The following is a 19,510-nucleotide window of genomic DNA, read 5'->3' on the forward strand; positions in this document are numbered from 1 at the left end:
ATGTGGTTTAGTAACCTTATATGCTATCGCTTTAAACAAGACGTTTCGTACACTCAAGAAGACTTTGACAAGGCGTTAGAACAAGATCTATTTCGTCCATGTACTGGTCAAGAGTTGGCAACATTTGGCTGGACAAAAGCATTTGGTAAACATGGTGAAACTTTGTCTCACTTTTCACAAAAAAGCATTTTAGTCTGCGCCAAGCGTGAAGAGAAAGTGTTACCGGCATCTGTAATAAATGAGCTTGTTGCAGAGAAGGTTGATCAGATTGAAGCTGAAGAAAATCGACCAGTAAAGAAAAAAGAAAAAGATGAATTAAAAGAAAACATCTTGCACACGCTACTGCCACAAGCATTTAAAAAGTCGAGCCTACAGTTTGCGTTCATAGACCAGGAAAATGGTTGGGTTGTAGTTAATAGCGCAAGCTTTAATAAAGCGGAAGAGCTTCTGGCGTTACTACGTAAATCATTAGGTACGCTACCCGTTGTTCCTGCGTTTGCTAACTATGATTTAGATGTGTTTTTAACTGACTGGCTTACAAACTTTAGTACACCTGAGGGCTTTGCGATTGGCTCAGATGCTGAGCTTGAAGAAGCGGATGACAGTGGAGCCCAAGTTAAGCTTAAAGGCCATGACTTAGCGTGTGACGAAGTAAAATCACACCTTGAAAGTGGTAAACGCGTGACTAAGCTTGCCTTGGATTGGCAAGAACGCGTTAAGTTTATGCTACAAAACGATGGTTCAATTAAACGTTTAAGCTATAGCGAAACACTTAAAGAAGAAAATGCCGATATTCCTAAAGAAGATATGGCGGTTAAACTAGACGCTGACTTTATTCTTGCATCTGAGGAAATAAAACAGCTTCTTGAAGAGCTTACTCAAGGCTTAGGTGATGCAGACGATTTAGCGTAAAAGCTTTATTAAACAAATAAAAAGCACGATACTAATCGTGCTTTTTATTGTTCAAAAATTTAGCTAAACATTTCTTTTACGTCTTCAACCATATGCAAGTATTCCTCACTCTCTAACATTTCTAATGAAGGAAAAATGCCTTTATCAATATAGGTTTGTAGCGCCGCAGATTTATCTGATACTTGTAGGGTTCCCTCAAGGATTGCACCAATGCGAATAAAGTCGATATAACTCACTTCAGTAGAACGATAGTTAACATCAGCCCAGTGCTGTGCAACCTCTACAAACACATCAGGGAATTCCCATGCTTTCATTATTGAGCCACCAATTTTACCGCTTAAACGTTGAATTGCATGCGCTAAAAAACTCGGATTGGCAAACACTTCTGGGTGTCGCTCAGCTTCAGTTAAAATCGGTAATACCCCAATATTATAAACCAATGAAGCTAGTGTAATGGCATCACGGTTAAGCGAAGTGTGAGTATTTCTTTTTAAGTAAAACTCCATCAATGAAATAGAATGCGAGGCCACATGCAGCGTTTTTTGCCACGCCTTGCCCATGTATCCCTTTATTAGCTCATTATTAGATACAAACAGCTGCTCCATTGCCATGGCTGTAGCTATATTTTTTATTTGCCTTAAGCCAATACGTGTCACTGCTTGATGTAAGTTAGACACCTTTACAGCACGACCCATAATGGCACTATTTGCTACTTTAATCATTCGCGCAGACAGTGCAGGGTCATGTGCTATTGCATCTGACATTTGCATCAAATTTACATCTGGATTGTCAGCGGCTTGACGAACCTTAATCGCTACCTCTGGTAACGTAGGTAACACCAGTGTGTCGTTGTTAATTCTGTCAACCAAAATTGTGAGTAAGGCATTTTCTGTAGACATAAAATATCCCTTTGCTTAATGACCTACACTTTACAGCAAGTCTTATATTATTAATTATTTCAAAGCTTAGCAGTACTAAACATATACCCAAAGTAGAAAAAATTGTAGATAATTATTGATTATTTACTAGTGCCTCACTGATTTATGCGCACTAACGCCTAATACTTGCTATTTGCTAGTGGGTTTTGCTTTAATGCAAACATGCTAAGGCACATTAACACGCTTCAGTACCTTAACTTACAGTATACAAGTTATAAAATAGACTTTTTAAAGGCAATATAATGATCTTAAATAAAATTAGCCAAGCAATACTGCTCTCTGGCATCGTTTTTCTTAGTGCCTGCTCTGAGCAAGCACCGTCTTCAAGTAATACGCCGCAAAGCTCAGCGCCAACGGCTTCTCAAACGCCTTCTGGGCCAGCGCTTGTTAATATTGACCGTCAACGCTTAGACATATATACAGACTTTAGTTTACAAAGTGACTTATCACACTTGTCTGACAATCAAAAAGCTATGGTAGCTAAACTTATTGATGCTTCAAAAATTATGGATGATTTATTCTGGAAGCAAGCATTTGGTAAAGATAAGCAAGACTTTTTAGCACAACTAGATGATGAAAAAGTACGTCAGTTTGCTGATATTAACTATGGCCCATGGGATCGCTTAAACGGCGATGAAGTATTCTTATCTGGCTATAAAGAAAAGCCGCTTGGTGCAGGCTTTTACCCAGCCGACATCACCAAAGAAGAGCTTAATAACGCTGATGTAAAAGATAAAACAGGGCTTTACTCACTGATTAAACGTGATGAACTAGGCAACTTATACAGCACGCCTTATTCAGAAGAATATGCCGTAGAGCTTGCTCAAGCTGCTGAGTTACTTAGAGAAGCCAGCAAGCTAGCCGACGACAAAGAATTCGCCAACTACCTAAACTTACGAGCTGACGCAATACAAAGCGATGACTTCCAAGCCTCTGACTTCGCTTGGATGGATATGAAAAATAACCCTATCGATGTTGTTATTGGCCCAATTGAAAACTACGAAGACCAATTATTTGGTTACCGTGCTGCCTATGAATCGTATGTACTAATTAAAGATTTAAAATGGAGCGAACGCTTGGCTAAATTTGCTGCCTTTTTACCTGAGCTGCAAAAAGGCTTACCTGTCGATAGCAAATACAAGCAAGAAGTACCGGGCTCAGATGCCGACTTAAATGCCTATGATGTTGTTTATTATGCTGGGCACTCAAATGCTGGCAGTAAAACCATTGCTATTAATTTGCCCAATGATGAGCAGGTGCAATTAGAAAAAGGCACACGCCGTTTACAGCTTAAAAACGCAATGCGTGCGAAGTTTGATAAAATTTTAGTGCCTATCTCAGAGCAGTTAATTGTGCCAGAGCAACGCAAACACATTACCTTTGATGCATTTTTTGCCAATACCATGTTCCATGAAGTGGCTCACGGTTTAGGGATTAAAAACACCTTAACGGGTAAAGGTACCGTTCGCCAATCACTTCAAGAACACGCTAGTGCTTTAGAAGAAGGTAAAGCCGATATTCTTGGTTTATACATGGTTGAACAGTTACTTAAAAAAGGTGAGATCACTGAAGGGACGTTAGAAGATTACTACACCACATTTATGGCGGGTATTTTTCGCTCAGTGCGTTTCGGTGCCTCAAGTGCACATGGTAAAGCAAACATGATCCGCTTTAACTTTTTTGCTCAAGAAGGTGCTTTTTCTAAAAATGAAGACGGGCTTTATAGCATCAACATGGATAAAATGGGCGATGCTATGGCAAAGTTATCGCGCCTTATTTTAACTCTACAAGGTGACGGTGATTACGAAAAAGTAGATCAACTTATTGCCACTCATGGCGATATTAAAGCGGAACTTGCTAAAGACTTAGAAAAGTTAAGCAAAGCGAACATCCCTGTAGATGTGACCTTTAAACAAGGTAAAGATGTGCTTGGCCTTGATTAACAAAAGCTAATTAAATAAAAAGCGTTACATTGTAACGCTTTTTTATTACTTATCAGTATGCTTATTTGTCATTCACCACTTTGCGTACAACCGGCTCAAGGCTTGCCATTCCCCACTGCTTACCGATTTCAATCGCAGACTCTATATCTGTACCTTGCTGGTGGGCTGAAATAGCCATTAACGCGCCAACACGGTTGCTACTTGCACAATGAACAACCACCGACTCACCTTTAAGTTGCTCTAAAAGATTGGCTAACTGCTTTGCATTATCAGTGTTTACGTCTTTTGCACCCGCAATCTCAATTGCGTGGTAGCTCATTCCTAAAGAGTTGACTAACGCGCCTTCATCCCAGTCTTGCTCATCTGCTGCACGTAAATTAATAACATGCTTTACCTTGGCTTGCGATAATTGCTTAAACTGCTCTTTAGTCGGTTGCGCTGCTGAAAAAACCAGGTTGTTATGTGCTGCAAAGTTTTTAATGCTAACGTTATTTACCACATCCGTAGCTACCAGCTGCTCGCTCGCTATTACTGTTGAAACAGCAATGGCTGCTATAAATACACTAGTGCAGAGTTGTTTTATTAATTTCATACTATCTCCTCAAAGTAACCCATTCTGATTTTAAAAATGCGTTTTTAATTGCTCTATCTGCTCATTAGTATAAGGGACACTTGGGAACTTGCCCCATACCGGCGCAGGCCATGCAATATCTGTTTTAAAACGCGCTATATGATGAATATGTAATTGCGGTACCATATTGCCAAGCGCGGCCACATTTAACTTATCAGGATTAAACACCTCAATTAATAAATGACTGAGCTTAGCCGACTCCTGTAAATAAGTAATTTGTTGCTGCTCGGTTAAATCTATTATCTCTTTTAAACCCGCTATTCTAGGAACTAATATAAACCATGGGTATTGGCTGTCATTTAGTAGTAATACCTTACAAAGAGGCCAATCGGCCAGTTCAATACAATCTCTTGTCAGCTCTGGGGCTAAGGTAAATGATGTTTCGCGCATGTTAAATCCTTAGGTTATTTTACTTCACACTTTATAGCATTTAGTTGCAGTTGCACACGCTTGTGCTTTACCATCGGGGATAATTTTATGTAAGTAAAGGCAATCCTGTGTTAAAAAAACTAAAACACCTCTCACTGGCAATCCCCCTGATGGCGGGCGCATTAAGCGTTCAAGCAAAGCCGTTAACGCTTGAGCGTATATTTGATGATCCGAGCTTAGCTGGCAAATCTCCGGTACAACTTAAGTTTTCTCCCGATGGTAGCCGTGTTACCTACTTACAAGGTAAAGCAGATGACTATAACCGCTATGATTTATGGGAATATAATTTAAAAGATAACACCAATCGATTGCTCGTTGATTCAGCGCAATTATTTTCAGGCCCAGAAAACCTGTCAGATGAAGAAAAAGCACGCCGTGAACGCCAGCGTATTTTTGGTAAAGGTATTCTTGAATACAAATGGTCAAAAGATGGTAAAGCGTTATTATTTCCTCTTAATGGCGACCTTTATTACTTCGACTTAAAAACAAAAAATAGTAAAAAGCTGACTAACACTGAAGCATTTGAAACCGATGCGCGCTTTTCTCCAAAAGGTAATTTTGTGTCGTTTGTTCGTGAGCAAAACCTCTTCGCATTAGAACTGGCATCTGGTAAAGAAATTCAATTAAGTAAAGATGGCGGTGGCGTTATTAAAAACGGTATGGCCGAATTTGTGGCGCAAGAAGAAATGAGCCGCATGACCGGTTATTGGTGGGCAAATGATGAATCTAAAATAGCCTTCACTCGCGTTGATGAAAGCCCTGTTCAAGAAGCGATTCGTAACGAAATTTATGCTGATGAAGTAAAGCTATTTAATCAGCGTTACCCATTTACTGGCACTAACAATGTTGACATTCAACTTGGTGTTGTAAAACTTAATAACCAAGCAGTTGACTGGGTTGACTTAGGTGAAAATAAAGATATTTATATCGCTCGTGCTAAATGGTTAAACGATAGCAACACCCTGTCTTACCAGTGGCAAAATCGTTCTCAGCACAATTTAGAATTACGCTTTTACAACAGTAAAACAAAACAGCAAACCGTCGCATTAACTGAAAAAAGCGATACTTGGATAAACCTACATTTTGATCTTGAGTTTTTAAAAGATAAAAAACATTTTGTGTGGGCCTCGGAGCGAGATGGATTTAAGCACCTTTATTTGTACGGTAATAATGGCCAACTTATTCGTCAAATAACGGCTGGTGACTGGGTTGTTGATAGCTTAAAAGGCGTAGATGAAAAAAATGGTATAGTTTACTTTGCAGCGCGTAAAGATACTGCGCTTGAAAGCCACTTATACAGTGCACCTTTATTTAAAAAAGGAGCAATTAAGCGTATTACTGAAAAAGGCCAATACCACAATGTTGTACTGGCAAAAGATAACAAAACCTTCATTGACACTAGTTCATCGGTGAATAAGCCAAATTCAGCAGCGCTGCGCAAAATCAATGGTGAGTTTATTACGTGGCTTGAAGAGAATAAACTAGACGACTCTCACCCACTAACTCCCTTTTTAACCGATTTAGCACAGCCTGAGTACGGTACTATTACCGCTGAAGACGGCCAAGTTATGCATTACCGTTTATTTAAACCTACAAACATGGCTAAGGGTAAAAAGCACCCGGTTATTGTTAACGTGTATGGCGGCCCTCATGCTCAGCGAGTAACTAATAGTTGGCGTAGTAAAAACTTATATTTTCAATATATGGCGCAACAAGGTTATGTTATTTTTCAACTAGATAACCGCGGCTCTTATAATCGTGGTAAAAAGTTTGAAGATGCAATATATAAAAATTTAGGTGTTGTTGAAGTAGCTGATCAGATTAAAGGCGTTGAGTTTTTACGTACACTTGATTACGTAGACCCTGCACGCATTGGTATTTATGGTCACAGCTACGGTGGTTATATGGCGCTAATGACCATGTTTAAAGCAGGCGATTACTTTAGTGCTGGTGTTTCAGGCGCACCTGTAACTGACTGGGCCTTATACGATACTCACTACACCGAGCGTTACTTGGGTCACCCTGATACAAATGCGCAAGGTTATACCGACAGTGCTGTTTTCCCATATGCTGAAGGCCTTAAAGGCCCATTAATGATTTACCATGGTATGGCCGATGACAACGTGTTGTTTACCCATGCAACAAAATTGTTTAAACAGCTGCAAGATAACAATCAACAGTTTGAAATGATGACTTACCCAGGCTCAAAACATAGTCTTCGCGGTAAACAAGTTCAAACTCATTTACATCAAACTATTACTAACTTCTTTAACCGTAATTTTAATACAAATTAACTAACGTTAGGTTAATTATTCGACTAAAGGCTGATACAAGTATCAGCCTTTTTTTATGCAAATAAGATATATTGAAACGTCAACAAACAATAATTAAATCAATTTGAGCATAGGGTAACTAAAAATCTAAGCCTGAGCGCGCAACTTGTATTGTATTTAAATTAACCACTAACAACTAAATATAAAAATTCAATATTATGAAAATAAAGCTCTATTAGCCTATATTTTAACTATGCTTATTAAAGAGAAGTAATGCTCTTATACAGGAACATGTTTATGCTAAATCTCCGTCGTTTTACTATATTTCAACGTCTAGCCATTTTAGTAGGGATTGTAATACTGGGTTTAATTGTATTGAGTATTTCGAGCTTGAGTAATCAATACCAAGCGCTCAAAAACGAGCAATACCTTAAAACTAAAAATGTGGTAGAAACTGCATATAGTACTATTAAGCACTATGCAGCCCTTGAACAAAACCAAACTCTTACTCGCCAACAAGCACAGTCTCAAGCAATCGCCTCAATCCGCTCATTGCGCTACGATGACACTAACTATTTTTGGATCAATAATTACCAGCCGGCGATGGTAATGCACCCAATAAAACCAGCTCTTGAGGGAAAAGATTTAACTAATAATAAAGACCCTGATGGCACCCCGTTATTTGTTGAGATGGTTAGCGTTGTAAAACAATCCGGCGAAGGTTATGTGCCTTATAAATGGCCAAAGCCCGGTAATGACAACCCCGTAGATAAAATTGCGTTTGTTAAAGGTTTTGATCAGTGGCAATGGATAATCGGCTCGGGAGTTTATCTTGATACCATAGACAGTGCCTTTTCGCAGCAGCGCACTATCATCATTATCAACGTTGTTATTATGATTATTGTGGTGGTGTTATTTAGCTACTTTATTGGCCGAAGCATTTTAACGCCGACTCGTTTAGCAGCGCAGATGATGAAAGATATCTCTCAAGGTGAGGGGGATTTAACTCGTACTCTCAACGAAAATGGTAATGATGAAATATCTCAACTTTCGAGATCATTTAATTTATTTGTCTCTAAAATTAGAGAGTCTTTAGTACTAGTTGCCAAAAGCGCAAACGATGTAAACGAGCATGCCCATGCTGTAGATGATTCTAGCAAAACCAGCCAGTCGTTTATTGAGCTTCAAAACGACAGTAGCACCCAAGTAGCCGCTGCAATGGAGGAAATGACTCATCAAATTCATGATGTTAGCCGTAATGCCGAAGCCGCTGAACAAGCCGCAAATGATACTGCCAGTAATGCATCAACGGGCAAAAATGTAGTATCTAAAACGATTACCGCCATTGAAACCCTCTCGAGTAATATAGAAACCGTAAGCAAAGTAACCGCTGATCTTGCTCAAGAGAGTAATAATATTGGTTCGGTGCTTGATGTAATAAGAAGTATTGCAGAGCAAACTAACCTGTTGGCACTCAATGCAGCCATTGAGGCTGCACGGGCAGGTGAACATGGTAGAGGCTTTGCCGTCGTAGCCGATGAAGTAAGAACCTTAGCAAGTCGAACGGGTAAAAGCACTGATGAAATTCAAGCCATGATAGCTAAACTGCAAGAAGGCGCTAAAGCCGCAGTTGAGGCGGTAAAATCTAGCCAAGAAATTTCTATTTCTACGGTTGAACAAGCCTCTTCAGCAAATACATCACTGGATGAAATAGACAGGTTAGTATCGGTGATCACCGATATGAACGGCCAAATTGCAAGAGCAACAGAGCAGCAAACATCGGCCGCAGATGAAGTGAACTTAAGAATTAACGATCTTTCGCAATCAACGGAGCAATCATTAGGTAATACTAAGGATTTAACCCTTGCCAGCGACAAACTCAAACAAAGCAGTGTTGAATTATCTAGCGTGGTATCGCGCTTTAAGCTTAGTTAACTCAATTAAAAAAGCCCTGATTTTCAGGGCTTTTTAAGATCATTTATAGAGAATTATAAACAGTAGCGGGCAAATAAACTGCTTACTGACGCCGCAGTTGGTTTACCATGTTGCCAATCGCCGCCTTCAACGCCACTACCGGCAATATCCATATGCACATAAGGGAGTGGTAAAGTAGACTCATTACCATGCTTATCTAATCCGCCTACCACAGCTAAAAATGCCATAGGGAATTGATGACCGCGCGCTGTGACGGCAGAAGCCGCATTATTACTAGAAAGCACATCATCAGCTAAAGTACGTGGTTTTATAAAGTCATAATCTTCACGACGTGAACGTGATACTTCAGCACCGTCAGCCCATAAATCACCACAATCAGCTAATTGACGTGAAATATTAGCACTACGTGCTGGCCCATTTTCTACATAAGCACCATATGGTCCCATCGCACGTGCAGCATGCCCTGTTAAAGTAGCCACAGTAAACAGCGTTGGGTTTATTTCGTTTACAGCCAAATCTTTCATTTCACTAAGTAAATCACCCATCGCTAGACGCCCTTCGGCATCAGTATTACCAATGCGCACTCGCACACCTTCACGGCTAGTAATAATTTCATCAGGAACAAAACAATCTGAACCAATTGAGTTACGTACCACTGCTAAAAAGGCAATCACTTTAACGCCTTTAGGTTGGTAATCAGCAACTGCTTTCATAAATCCAGCCACAGAAGCCGCACCGCCTTTATCTCGGCTCATACCTGCCATGTAGCCGCCTACTTTTAAATCTGCACCGCCTGTGTCATAAACTAAGCCTTTACCAACAAACATCAGTGTGCGTGTTACTTCACCCTCTGGTACATATTCAAGTTTAACAACGCGTGGATGATGACGCTCTACTGCATAAGATGCACGAGCAACAGTACTTAGCATCGGATAGTGTTTATCAATGGCAGCCAAGTCATCAATCACATCAACGCTCACTGCGCTATTATTAAATAGTTCGCTACAGTAATCAGCAAAGCGTGGTGGTGCCATACGTTCAGGCTCGGTACCACATAAATCACGTGCAGCATATTGTCCAGCTGCTAATGCATTGACTGCTTTAATCGTTTGCTCATTGGCATCAATTAAACCGATTTGAGTAATTGGCTCAATACCATGACCATGAAATTCACGTGCTTCAAGAGGCTGCCATAATGCTTGGCATGCGCCTAAATAGGCCACTTCCAGCGCGTGTTGGTAACGGCTGTCGGTATTTAAAGCAGGTAAGTAAATAGCGGGGTTAACACTGCCTGACGCTTTAGCCTCGTTAATGGCTAATTTAGCCGCATCAAAATAGCGACGTACATCATCATAATCTCTATTTAAAGGGCCTGTTGGGGCTAATACAACACGTTTACCGGCAATTACTAGCAAGGTAACTTGATTACCTATGCGAGAGTCTACTTGAGCTTGATTTAAAATTGCATCGCGCAGAGGCGTATTTGGTATGTGAGAAAAGTCATCGCTGATAATAATTAGTGCATCGTGTGATGCACAATCTAGGCTTGCACTAACTGGCTGAGCCAGCACTGCTTTTGGATATGCCATAAAAAAGGATCCTGTTAGAAAACGTAGCCCCTATTATTATTTATTTAGCAATTTATAACCAGTAAACTGCGGTAATCTGCATACTTACTGGCAACCTAGAGTTACAGCTTTTACACGTCTAAAATACTTAGCTGTAAATTATGCTCTGGTTGATTTTTAATGCCAACACCAATTCCTAATAAACGTACAGGTTGTTGTAATCCGCGTTGATAGGCTTTGGCGAGTAACTCTTTAAAAATAGCCGTGTTTAATTGATGATTCGCTTGATCTGCTGAGGTCACAACAAAATTAGCAAATTTAACTTTAACACTTAACTTGTTAATTTTATTTTGTAGCTGCTGTTTGTTTAATCTAACCTCGAGCTCACCTAACAGTTGCGGTAATTGCTCCAAGCACTCATCAAGACTATTTTTGTTGTATTCATAAGTATGCTCCACGCTCAATGACTTACGAATCCGCTCAGTTGAAACCCGCCCTATATGCTCCCCCATACATTTTTGATATAACGACACGCCAAAATTCCCCACATGTTGCTGCATCCAATTAGCCCCTTTTTCGCGAACATCTTGGCCCGTGTACAACCCTTTTAAATTAAGCTTCTCCAAGGTTACCTTACCCACTCCTGGAATTTTACCTAGTGGTAATTGGGCTAAAAACGAGTCAACTTGTTCAGGCAATACTACAAATTGGCCATTGGGTTTATTTTCATCGCTAGCAATTTTGGCTATAAATTTAATTGGCGCAATCCCCGCAGAAGCGGTCAGCCCTGTGGTATTAAAAATATCGGTGCGGATCTGCTCAGCAATTAACGTTGCACTGCCTTTAAATGCAGTACTGTCGGTAACATCTAGGTACGCTTCATCAAGTGAAAGAGGCTCAACAAGATCAGTATAGCGGTTAAATATAGCGCGGATTTGAGTTGATACTTGTTTATAAACAGCCATTCTTCCGGGCACAATAACTAAATCGGGGCAAAGCTGTTTGGCATGATAGTTAGACATAGCAGAGCGCACCCCATACTCTCTAGCAAGATAGTTAGCGGTAGAGAGCACTCCACGGCGACTGTTACCGCCAATTGCCAGCGGTACACTTGCAAGCTTGGGGTTGTCGCGCATTTCAACGGCTGCATAAAAGCAGTCCATGTCTATATGAATAAACTTTTTCATCACACAATAACAACTGTTTATTTATACAGCTATTATTGTGTAATCGCTATTAATTAGCAAGCTTGTTGTTATTTAAAAAGAGCGCCTATTTTTCTTGGGCTTATTAAAACAATACATCCAAAATAAAATTTCTAAAGAAAAGCCTAATAAAATCAAAATAATTGCTCCTGCCTCATTACCCATAGCGTAACAAGTAAACGACGCTATAAAAACGGTGCATGCCAATAACCAATTAATTATATTCTGCATAGTTATCTCCTTGTGTGTTAATAGTTACTATAGTCATGAATTCAAAGAGGTACAATTTTAGCCCTAGAATTTTTGCCAACTATAATTCCCTTGAGCTCATCCGACCATGTTGCTAATCTAAATACTTTAAAACCAAGAGCTATAAATACATGGAAACGTTCAAACAACAACACCCTATTCATACCGACATTACTGTAGCGTGGGGCGATATGGATGCCCTACAGCATGTTAATAACTGTGTTTATCTTCGTTATTTTGAAATAGCCAGAATCGACTTTTTAAATAAATTAAATTTATTTGATACTATCAATGCTAAAGCCACTGGCCCTGTGATCAGTGAAAATAATATTCGCTACAAACGCCCTGTGACGTTTCCTGACACATTAAGCGTAGGTATTACTATCAGTGATATTAAGTCAGACAGATTTATAATGAATTACAGTGTATTTAGTCATGCGCAAAATGCGATAACGACCACTGGCATGTCAAAAGTGGTGATGTTTGACTTTAAAACAGGGCAAAAAGCCACGATCACAGAACCTTTGTTATCGGCTTTAAAAGCAAACTCTGAAAACGAATAATTAGGATTAGTAATGCAATATAGTCAATTAGGCAGTAGTGATATTAGTGTTTCTAGGGTCTGTTTAGGTAGTATGACTTGGGGAGTACAAAACACCCAGCATGATGCTGATGAGCAAATAGCCTATGCTCTTGACCGTGGTGTTAACTTTATTGATACGGCAGAAATGTACGCAGTTCCTCCCTCTCCCGATACTTATGGTAAAACTGAGGAAATTATAGGGAATTGGGTTGCACGTAATTCACAGAAACGAAAAGACATTGTTATTGCAACTAAAATTGCCGGTAATGGGCTTTCATGGATCCGTGATGGTGGTGATATTACTCGCCAAGCTGTTATTGATGCAGTTGATCAGTCTCTAAAACGCCTACAAACCGACTATATTGACTTATACCAATTACATTGGCCAAATCGCCGCACTCCTCATTTTGCAAGGCAATGGCCTGGCATGCTTAAATTTACTGAGGTCGATGCAAAACAGCACACCGCTGACATGCTTGATATTTTAGAGGGTTTAGATGCGTGTGTTAAAGCGGGTAAAATTAAACACTGTGGACTTTCTGACGACACCCCGTGGGGGATTAGCCAATTTTTAAATTTAGCCAAAGAGCACAATTTACCAAAAATGGTGTCTATTCAAAATGAGTTTAGTTTAGCGCATGCGAAAGATTGGCCTTATTTAATAGAGCAATGTGTGCATGAAGATATTGCTTACTTACCTTGGTCACCTTTAGCTGCTGGACTATTAACGGGTAAATATCTAAATGGATCGCGCCCTGAAGGCTCTCGCTGGACATTTATGCAGCGCAACGGTATTTTTCGTGATACGCCACAATCACAACAGGCGACCAAAGAGTATGTTGAACTTGCCCATGCACACGCTATCACCCCAGCTCAATTAGCGCTGGCTTGGTGTAATCAAGTCGATGGAGTGACATCATCTATTATTGGTGCCACTACTATGGCGCAATTAAAGGAAGACATTGATGCGTTTGACCTAACACTGAGCGATGACGTGTTATCAGCGATTGATATCATATTTAGAAATAATCCAATGCCTTACTAATGAAATCAAGCAAAGGGTAAATGTTATTCAATAATGTTGATTCTTTGCTATTCTTTATGTTTATTTTTTAAGCGCTAAGGTATAATTAAATACAGTCATTTAATAAAGAATTATCAGCTTTTTATGGATACAGCTCGTTATTTCTGCCTGCTATTTTTAATATTCTCGAGTAACAGTATTAGCCAATCTAAAAATCAGCTCACTGAAATTTTATGGCTACAAAGCAAAACACCACCTTTTCACTTAGACTCAGAGAATACTCAAATGGGCTTGTGTGACAATTTAACTAAGCAACTAATCAGTAGTATAAAGGATGTAAAACATACTCGATTATTTGTTCCACAAAAACGAATTAATAAATATATCAAAGAAGGCAAAAATGTCTGCTTTCCATGCGTAATCCATAAAAAGAGCACCAACGAAGTCTATACATACTCACGCCCTACCTCTATCTACCCTGAGTTTAGTATTATTACAACTAACCAAAAAGCAGAAACACTTACTAAAGCACATGGTAATCCTATAAATTTAATTAGTTTACTTAGCGATGAACGCTTTACCTATGGACAAGCCGCAGCACGACGTTTTTCACCACACATAAATATGATTATTGAAAACTCTTTGAGCCATCATAACGTGTCCTTGAGCTTAAGTAGTGATAATGAGAGTGGCGTTGTGATCGATAGGTTGAGGCATGGCTTTTTAGACTACTCGCTCGATTACCCTTTTATGGCCAGTTACTTTAACCAGCAACAACACCCTATAAAAATCGTTAGTATCCCCATAGCTCAAAATACGCGCTCATTAATCAAAGGAGCTGTAGGCTGTGCGACTAATGCACCTAATGATTTTGCTAATCAGGCAATTAAGAAAATTAATGCGGCATTAGAAAGTACCATACTAGAATCAGCGGCTCATCAACTAAGCCAGCGACACTGGCTAAGTGAACATATCGATAATTTTGATAAACAATATTATCAACACATAATTAAATTTGATTCACAGACCAGTGATGCTCCAATAAACACTGCTGACCAGAATCAGAATAAAGAGCAACCTTAAACTCTCGCCCGGCATTCACCATCCCTACGCCTGCAGGCGTGCCGGTCATAATAATATCGCCCTCTTCTAAACCCATAAACTCATTTACCTCTGCCAGAATTTGCGCAGGTTGGTGCAACATTAGCTGGGTTTCTCCGTGCTGAATTACTTTACCATCAATATGTAATTCAAATATAAACGATGTCATTTCTGGCGTTAACTCAATAAAATCACTAAATAATGCTGAGCCATCGAATGCTTTAGCACGTTCCCACGGCAAGCCCTTTTCTTTTAAACTGCTTTGCAAAGCTCGCTTAGTCAAATCGAGTCCAACCCCTACGCCTGCAAGCTGCTTATTTTTTATCACAAAGCATAATTCAGTTTCATAATGCAACGTATCACCGTTATGGGAAGAGAGTAAGGTATTAGTGATCGCGCTATTAGGCTTATTAAAAATTACCATTTGCTCAGGGTGTTCGTTGTTTAATTCAGCAATATGCGCACTGTAATTGCGCCCCACACAGACTATTTTTGAAGGCTGTATACTCTGCGAAGCCAGCTTTATTTGATTCATTCTCTCACCTGTTAATTACATAACGTTTTTAATATTTTGGCATACTCTCAAATAATTAACGCAAAAGCGAATGCAGTTTTATTATGTTTTTATGATAACTATTGAGCTGAATATAATCAATTACATAGAATGGAATAAAAGTAAGAAGGGACTAATTTGGTAGGTTTTTGTACTATGTGTTTAAAATAATAAGCAGGTACTCTCAGTACCTGCTTATTAATAGATTATTGACTACTTACAAGTAACACTTCCTTGCTCAGCAGTATTCGCTGTAATAGCCAGCTTAGCTATAGATACATGCCAATCACCTTGCGTGCTTAACTGCCAAGGAGAGAACACTTGTGCTAAATCAACACCCTGATCTGCAAAACAACTTAAGTTGATGTTTAATGTTTGCCATTGACCTGATTGCTCAAGGTTATCGGTAATATCAAACTTACCCTGACAACTTTCGCCACAACCCATAGCAATCCACAGCGGGCTTGATGCCGCTTTATCTACTTTAATTTGCATTTGCAATTGGCCATTGTTTTCAACGTATGAGCGTAAGTCAGATGGGAATGCCGCGGCTAAATTAACCCCAGCCATCGCTTGGCCATTAAAACGAATAGCGCGTGCATCTTCTTGCACCTCTTTATCAAATGTTTGGATGCTCACCGCACCTAATGACTCGCGACTGCTCGCCACCGTTTTTTGTTGCTCGCCACTTTTTAATACCAACGACCATGGTGCTTTTATAGCACGTTCAAACAACACTAAGTCGTCCAATTGTTCAGTCTGTTGAGTTTGCTCTACCAAGTCATCTTTAAGTACGTTGCTATCACCGTAGGTTAAGCCAAAACCATAAGGAAGTAATGGGCTATAAGCTTCGTCGTTGCGGTTTTCATTGTCGATTGGGTTATTCGGCCATGAAAACGATAACTTTCCTTTAAAGTCGTGGTTAATTGAACCGTCTGCATTTTTAAACAATACATCACTAATTGCATCACCTTCACTGCCTGGAAGCCAAATAGCAACAAACGCATCACTGGCATTTAGCTCAGCATTAACCCACATTGGGCGACCGCTAATAAATAATGATACAACAGGGATTCCTGCATCTTTAAACTTTCTCAGTAGCGCTAAATCGCTTTTATTACCGCGCTGGTATTCTAGGTTATCAACATCACCATTACCCTCTGCATATGGTTGCTCACCAAACACCACAATGGCTACATCTGGGCGTGCTTTGTATTTCCCTTCAACACTCAGCATTGCACTGCCACCAGCTTGCTCTACAGTATCTTTAATACCTGAGTAAATAGAGCTGCCGCCAGGGAAGTCACTGTTGGTATTGCCTGTTCCTTGCCACGTAACGCTCCAACCACCCGACTGCATGCCGATGTTATCAGCCCCTATGCCTGCGACTAATACGTTGGTCTTAGGCGATAATGGCAGTAACTGCTGCTTATTTTTAAGTAATACTAAAGATTCGCGTACAGCTTGTTTAGCCACTGCACGATGATCGCTACTACCAATAATTTCAGTTTTTCCAGAAAGAGGACGCTTCGCGGGGCTTGGTTTATCAAATAATCCTGCGCGCATTTTAACGCGTAGGATACGCGTTACCGCATCGTTAATTCTGCTTAGTGGAATTTCACCGCTATTAGCTTGGTTAACCAAGTTGCTAAATAGTGGTTTCCACTCATCTGGCGCCATGTACACGTCTAAGCCTGCATTAGCAGCTTGAGCACAGTTACTATTTGAACAGCCTTTAACTTGTCCATGGCCATTCCAATCGCCAACAACAAAGCCATCAAAACCCATTTTTTCTTTTAGTACATCGGTTAATAAGTATTTGCTACCGTGTATTTTATCGCCATGCCAGCTGTTAAACGAAGCCATAACCGTTTGCGCACCTGCACTCAAACCACCTACGTAACCTTGTGCATGAAGCGCAAATAACTCTTCTTCAGAGGCGATATTATTACCTTGATCGTCGCCATTGACAGTACCACCATCACCTAAAAAGTGCTTAACGGTGCTAACTACTCGCGTATCCGACAAAAAGTCTTCATCAACAGCGCCTTGCAACCCTTTAACGATAGAAGCGGAATACGCTTTCACTATTTCAGGGTCCTCAGAGTACCCTTCGTAAGTACGGCCCCAGCGGTCATCACGAACCACCGCAACAGTAGGTGCAAATACCCAATCTATACCGGTAACCATTACTTCTCGCGCAGTAGCGGCGGCTATTTTTTCAATAAGTGCAGGGTTGTTTGCAGCACCTAAACCAATATTATGCGGAAATAAGGTCGCGCCAATAACATTGTTGTGTCCATGTACCGCATCAGTGCCCCACATTGTAGGGATTGTGCTGCCATCTAAAGAATCATCAATCGATGCTTGATACATCTTTTCTGCTAAATCAACCCAATCTTCAGGGGTTGCATGTTTATTATTGTTTGGAAATGAACCACCACCATTTAAGTAAGAACCAAAACCATACTTACGCATATCTTCAACCGTGATATTACGGATTTCAGGTTGGATCATTTGCGCTATTTTTTGCTCTAGCGTCATATTCTTTAGCATATCAGCGATTTTTTGCTCCATTTGAGCATCGCTTTTAATACCTGTTTCTATTGTTGGCCAAATTTCTTTTTGATTTGTCGCATCACTAGCACTGTTAGAGGGTTGCGAACAACCGCTGCTGGTTATTGCTGCTAGCATCAGCGCAGTGATTGAAAAAGTGCGTTTAATAATCATAACATTCACCTAAAACTCAAAGAGGAGTTGACGTTGTTTTTTTTGCACCAAACAGCGCGAAATAAGTAATATATAAATAGCAACCAATGGGCAGAATAAGAGCTAATTGCACACCGATGTTATCAGCTAGCATACCTTGTAATAACGGAATAATGGCACCGCCAACAATCGCTAAACATAAAATACCCGAACCCTGCGAGGTGTATTTACCAAGCCCCTGCAGTGCTAAACTAAAAATAGTAGGAAACATAATAGAGTTACATAATCCAACTAATAAAATAGCCCACATAGCCAGTGACCCTTGACCCGTCATAGCAATTAACACAAGTAAGCCTGCTAAAATACCGTGACAAGCTAATACTTTGGCTGCGTTTAATTTTTGCATAATCGCGGCGCCAGCAAAGCGTCCTATCATTGCACCTGCAAAATAATAGCTAATGTAATGTGCTGCTTGTTGCTCTGGTAAGCCTGCAATATGATCAAGGGTTAAAAAGCCAACTAAAAAACTACCTATGGCCACTTCAGCCCCTACGTAAACAAAAATACCAATCGCGCCTAAAATAAGGTGACGATATTTCCATACACTGCCTAAATCAACAAACTCAGTGTCACCTTGGTTTTCTGCTTCACTGTCAATCGCTTTACCTAATTTAGGTAACTTTAAAAAAGCAAAAATAATCGCCAATGTTAATAAACTTGCACTGAGCATTAAATAAGGAAACTTAACTTGTTCTGCTGTAGCTTGACTAATTTCTGACAAAATTAACCAACTACCAAACAATGGCGCAACCGTTGTGCCTAAAGAGTTAAAAGCTTGAGTCATAGTTAAACGCGAAGACGCTGTTTTTGCAGGCCCTAATACGCTTACATAAGGGTTGGCAGAGACTTGTAAAATGGTGATCCCTGAAGCAAGTACAAACAAAGCAAGTAAAAATAGTTCGTAAACATGTGCCTCTGCAGCGGGGTAAAATAGTGCACACCCTATCGCAGCAACAACCAAACCAACAACAATACCAAATTGGTAACCTATTTTACTGACCAGCTTCCCTGCAGGAATTGACATAACAAAGTAGGCACCAAAAAAACAAAATTGTACCAACATTGCTTGGGTGTAATTAAGGGAGAACATTCCCTTTAAATACGGAATTAAAATATCGTTTAGGCAAGTAAGAAAACCCCACATAAAAAACAAGGTCGTAAGCGATGTTAACGCAAAGGTGTGTGTAGACCCTGGTTTTTGGCTGTTTTCTGCTGCCGGTAGTGGCTGTGTGATATGTGCCATAGTATAATCTCTAATTATTTTTTAATTATCAGATTGTTACCTCTATTTTATTGCGTTTAGTAAAACTTAAAATGCAGATAATAGTTGCAACACCAAATGTAAGCGCTTACATTTATAGCATATAGAGAAAATTTATCAATTTATTTACAAAAAT

15 protein-coding genes are annotated in these 19,510 nt (G+C 39.9%); 7 read left to right on the forward strand and 8 right to left on the reverse strand.

The features are described 5' to 3' along the window. Positions 1 to 912 (forward strand): recombination-associated protein RdgC, encoded by a 912-nt coding sequence (gene rdgC / locus AN392_RS11710; RefSeq protein WP_010390919.1) that lies wholly within the window; start codon positions 1 to 3, stop codon positions 910 to 912. Positions 913 to 971: 59 nt separating this feature from the next. On the opposite strand, the gene AN392_RS11715 is transcribed toward rdgC, so the two are convergent. Next, the gene (locus tag AN392_RS11715; protein ID WP_010390918.1) at positions 972 to 1,811 is read right to left on the reverse strand and encodes an HDOD domain-containing protein; all 840 of its coding nucleotides are present in this window, start codon (positions 1,809 to 1,811) and stop codon (positions 972 to 974) included. A gap of 281 nt (positions 1,812 to 2,092) precedes the next feature. Here AN392_RS11715 and AN392_RS11720 point away from each other — a divergent pair, with 281 nt between their 5' ends. After that, entirely contained in the window at positions 2,093 to 3,793 is a 1,701-nt protein-coding gene (locus AN392_RS11720) for a dipeptidyl-peptidase 3 family protein (protein WP_055012822.1), read from the forward strand. 61 nt (positions 3,794 to 3,854) lie between these two features. On the opposite strand, the gene AN392_RS11725 is transcribed toward AN392_RS11720, so the two are convergent. Both AN392_RS11725 and AN392_RS11730 read right to left on the reverse strand, forming a co-directional pair. Beyond that, positions 3,855 to 4,385 (reverse strand): hypothetical protein, encoded by a 531-nt coding sequence (locus tag AN392_RS11725; protein ID WP_055012823.1) that lies wholly within the window; start codon positions 4,383 to 4,385, stop codon positions 3,855 to 3,857. A 30-nt stretch (positions 4,386 to 4,415) separates the two neighbouring features. After that, positions 4,416 to 4,814: an HIT domain-containing protein gene (locus tag AN392_RS11730; RefSeq protein WP_010390912.1), complete on the reverse strand. Its 399-nt coding sequence runs from the start codon at positions 4,812 to 4,814 to the stop codon at positions 4,416 to 4,418. A 107-nt stretch (positions 4,815 to 4,921) separates the two neighbouring features. Between AN392_RS11730 and AN392_RS11735 the strand changes: the two genes are divergently transcribed. After that, positions 4,922 to 7,147 (forward strand): S9 family peptidase, encoded by a 2,226-nt coding sequence (locus tag AN392_RS11735; RefSeq protein WP_055012824.1) that lies wholly within the window; start codon positions 4,922 to 4,924, stop codon positions 7,145 to 7,147. Between the two features lie 276 nt (positions 7,148 to 7,423). Continuing rightward, complete coding sequence (locus AN392_RS11740) at positions 7,424 to 9,061, forward strand: methyl-accepting chemotaxis protein (RefSeq protein ID WP_055012825.1); 1,638 nt, start codon at positions 7,424 to 7,426, stop codon at positions 9,059 to 9,061. A gap of 53 nt (positions 9,062 to 9,114) precedes the next feature. Here AN392_RS11740 and AN392_RS11745 read toward each other — a convergent pair whose 3' ends face one another. Further along, positions 9,115 to 10,650: a leucyl aminopeptidase family protein gene (locus AN392_RS11745; protein WP_055012826.1), complete on the reverse strand. Its 1,536-nt coding sequence runs from the start codon at positions 10,648 to 10,650 to the stop codon at positions 9,115 to 9,117. 110 nt (positions 10,651 to 10,760) lie between these two features. After that, positions 10,761 to 11,816, reverse strand: coding sequence for a DNA polymerase IV (gene dinB, locus AN392_RS11750; protein WP_010390908.1), 1,056 nt, complete (start codon positions 11,814 to 11,816; stop codon positions 10,761 to 10,763). Between the two features lie 398 nt (positions 11,817 to 12,214). On the opposite strand from dinB, the gene AN392_RS11755 reads away from it, so the two are divergent. The 3 genes from AN392_RS11755 (at position 12,215) to AN392_RS11765 (ending at position 14,773) form a co-directional block, all read left to right on the forward strand. Beyond that, positions 12,215 to 12,646 carry a thioesterase family protein gene (locus AN392_RS11755; RefSeq protein ID WP_054202217.1) on the forward strand — a complete coding sequence of 144 codons (432 nt, stop codon included), beginning with the start codon at positions 12,215 to 12,217 and terminating at the stop codon, positions 12,644 to 12,646. A gap of 12 nt (positions 12,647 to 12,658) precedes the next feature. Continuing rightward, on the forward strand, positions 12,659 to 13,711 hold the full coding sequence (locus tag AN392_RS11760) for an aldo/keto reductase (RefSeq protein WP_055012827.1): 1,053 nt from the start codon (positions 12,659 to 12,661) through the stop codon (positions 13,709 to 13,711). A gap of 123 nt (positions 13,712 to 13,834) precedes the next feature. Next, positions 13,835 to 14,773: a hypothetical protein gene (locus AN392_RS11765; protein ID WP_055012828.1), complete on the forward strand. Its 939-nt coding sequence runs from the start codon at positions 13,835 to 13,837 to the stop codon at positions 14,771 to 14,773. Here the strand turns inward: AN392_RS11765 and AN392_RS11770 are convergent. The 3 genes from AN392_RS11770 to AN392_RS11780 form a co-directional block, all read right to left on the reverse strand. Beyond that, a complete protein-coding gene (locus AN392_RS11770; protein ID WP_055012829.1) occupies positions 14,700 to 15,326 on the reverse strand; it encodes a fumarylacetoacetate hydrolase family protein in 627 nt (208 codons plus the stop codon). The genes AN392_RS11765 and AN392_RS11770 overlap by 74 nt on opposite strands. A 231-nt stretch (positions 15,327 to 15,557) precedes the next feature. Beyond that, positions 15,558 to 18,074, reverse strand: coding sequence for an exo 1,3/1,4-beta-D-glucan glucohydrolase (locus tag AN392_RS11775; RefSeq protein ID WP_055012830.1), 2,517 nt, complete (start codon positions 18,072 to 18,074; stop codon positions 15,558 to 15,560). A gap of 16 nt (positions 18,075 to 18,090) precedes the next feature. After that, the gene (locus AN392_RS11780) at positions 18,091 to 19,356 is read right to left on the reverse strand and encodes a sugar MFS transporter (protein WP_010390899.1); all 1,266 of its coding nucleotides are present in this window, start codon (positions 19,354 to 19,356) and stop codon (positions 18,091 to 18,093) included. Positions 19,357 to 19,510: the final 154 nt, after the last annotated feature.

It is taken from the genome of Pseudoalteromonas sp. P1-16-1b (genome assembly GCF_001401785.1).
Taxonomy (GTDB): domain Bacteria; phylum Pseudomonadota; class Gammaproteobacteria; order Enterobacterales; family Alteromonadaceae; genus Pseudoalteromonas; species Pseudoalteromonas undina.

What these genes read in the sequence shown, in the direction of transcription:
- AN392_RS11770 (WP_055012829.1), bottom strand. Translation starts at nt 15,326, where the DNA reads ATGAATCAAATAAAGCTGGCTTCGCAGAGTATACAGCCTTCAAAAATA.
- rdgC (WP_010390919.1), top strand. Translation starts at nt 1, where the DNA reads ATGTGGTTTAGTAACCTTATATGCTATCGCTTTAAACAAGACGTTTCG.
- dinB (WP_010390908.1), bottom strand. Translation starts at nt 11,816, where the DNA reads ATGAAAAAGTTTATTCATATAGACATGGACTGCTTTTATGCAGCCGTT.
- AN392_RS11740 (WP_055012825.1), top strand. Translation starts at nt 7,424, where the DNA reads ATGCTAAATCTCCGTCGTTTTACTATATTTCAACGTCTAGCCATTTTA.
- AN392_RS11720 (WP_055012822.1), top strand. Translation starts at nt 2,093, where the DNA reads ATGATCTTAAATAAAATTAGCCAAGCAATACTGCTCTCTGGCATCGTT.
- AN392_RS11755 (WP_054202217.1), top strand. Translation starts at nt 12,215, where the DNA reads ATGGAAACGTTCAAACAACAACACCCTATTCATACCGACATTACTGTA.
- AN392_RS11765 (WP_055012828.1), top strand. Translation starts at nt 13,835, where the DNA reads ATGGATACAGCTCGTTATTTCTGCCTGCTATTTTTAATATTCTCGAGT.
- AN392_RS11760 (WP_055012827.1), top strand. Translation starts at nt 12,659, where the DNA reads ATGCAATATAGTCAATTAGGCAGTAGTGATATTAGTGTTTCTAGGGTC.
- AN392_RS11745 (WP_055012826.1), bottom strand. Translation starts at nt 10,650, where the DNA reads ATGGCATATCCAAAAGCAGTGCTGGCTCAGCCAGTTAGTGCAAGCCTA.
- AN392_RS11780 (WP_010390899.1), bottom strand. Translation starts at nt 19,356, where the DNA reads ATGGCACATATCACACAGCCACTACCGGCAGCAGAAAACAGCCAAAAA.
- AN392_RS11715 (WP_010390918.1), bottom strand. Translation starts at nt 1,811, where the DNA reads ATGTCTACAGAAAATGCCTTACTCACAATTTTGGTTGACAGAATTAAC.
- AN392_RS11730 (WP_010390912.1), bottom strand. Translation starts at nt 4,814, where the DNA reads ATGCGCGAAACATCATTTACCTTAGCCCCAGAGCTGACAAGAGATTGT.
- AN392_RS11725 (WP_055012823.1), bottom strand. Translation starts at nt 4,385, where the DNA reads ATGAAATTAATAAAACAACTCTGCACTAGTGTATTTATAGCAGCCATT.
- AN392_RS11775 (WP_055012830.1), bottom strand. Translation starts at nt 18,074, where the DNA reads ATGATTATTAAACGCACTTTTTCAATCACTGCGCTGATGCTAGCAGCA.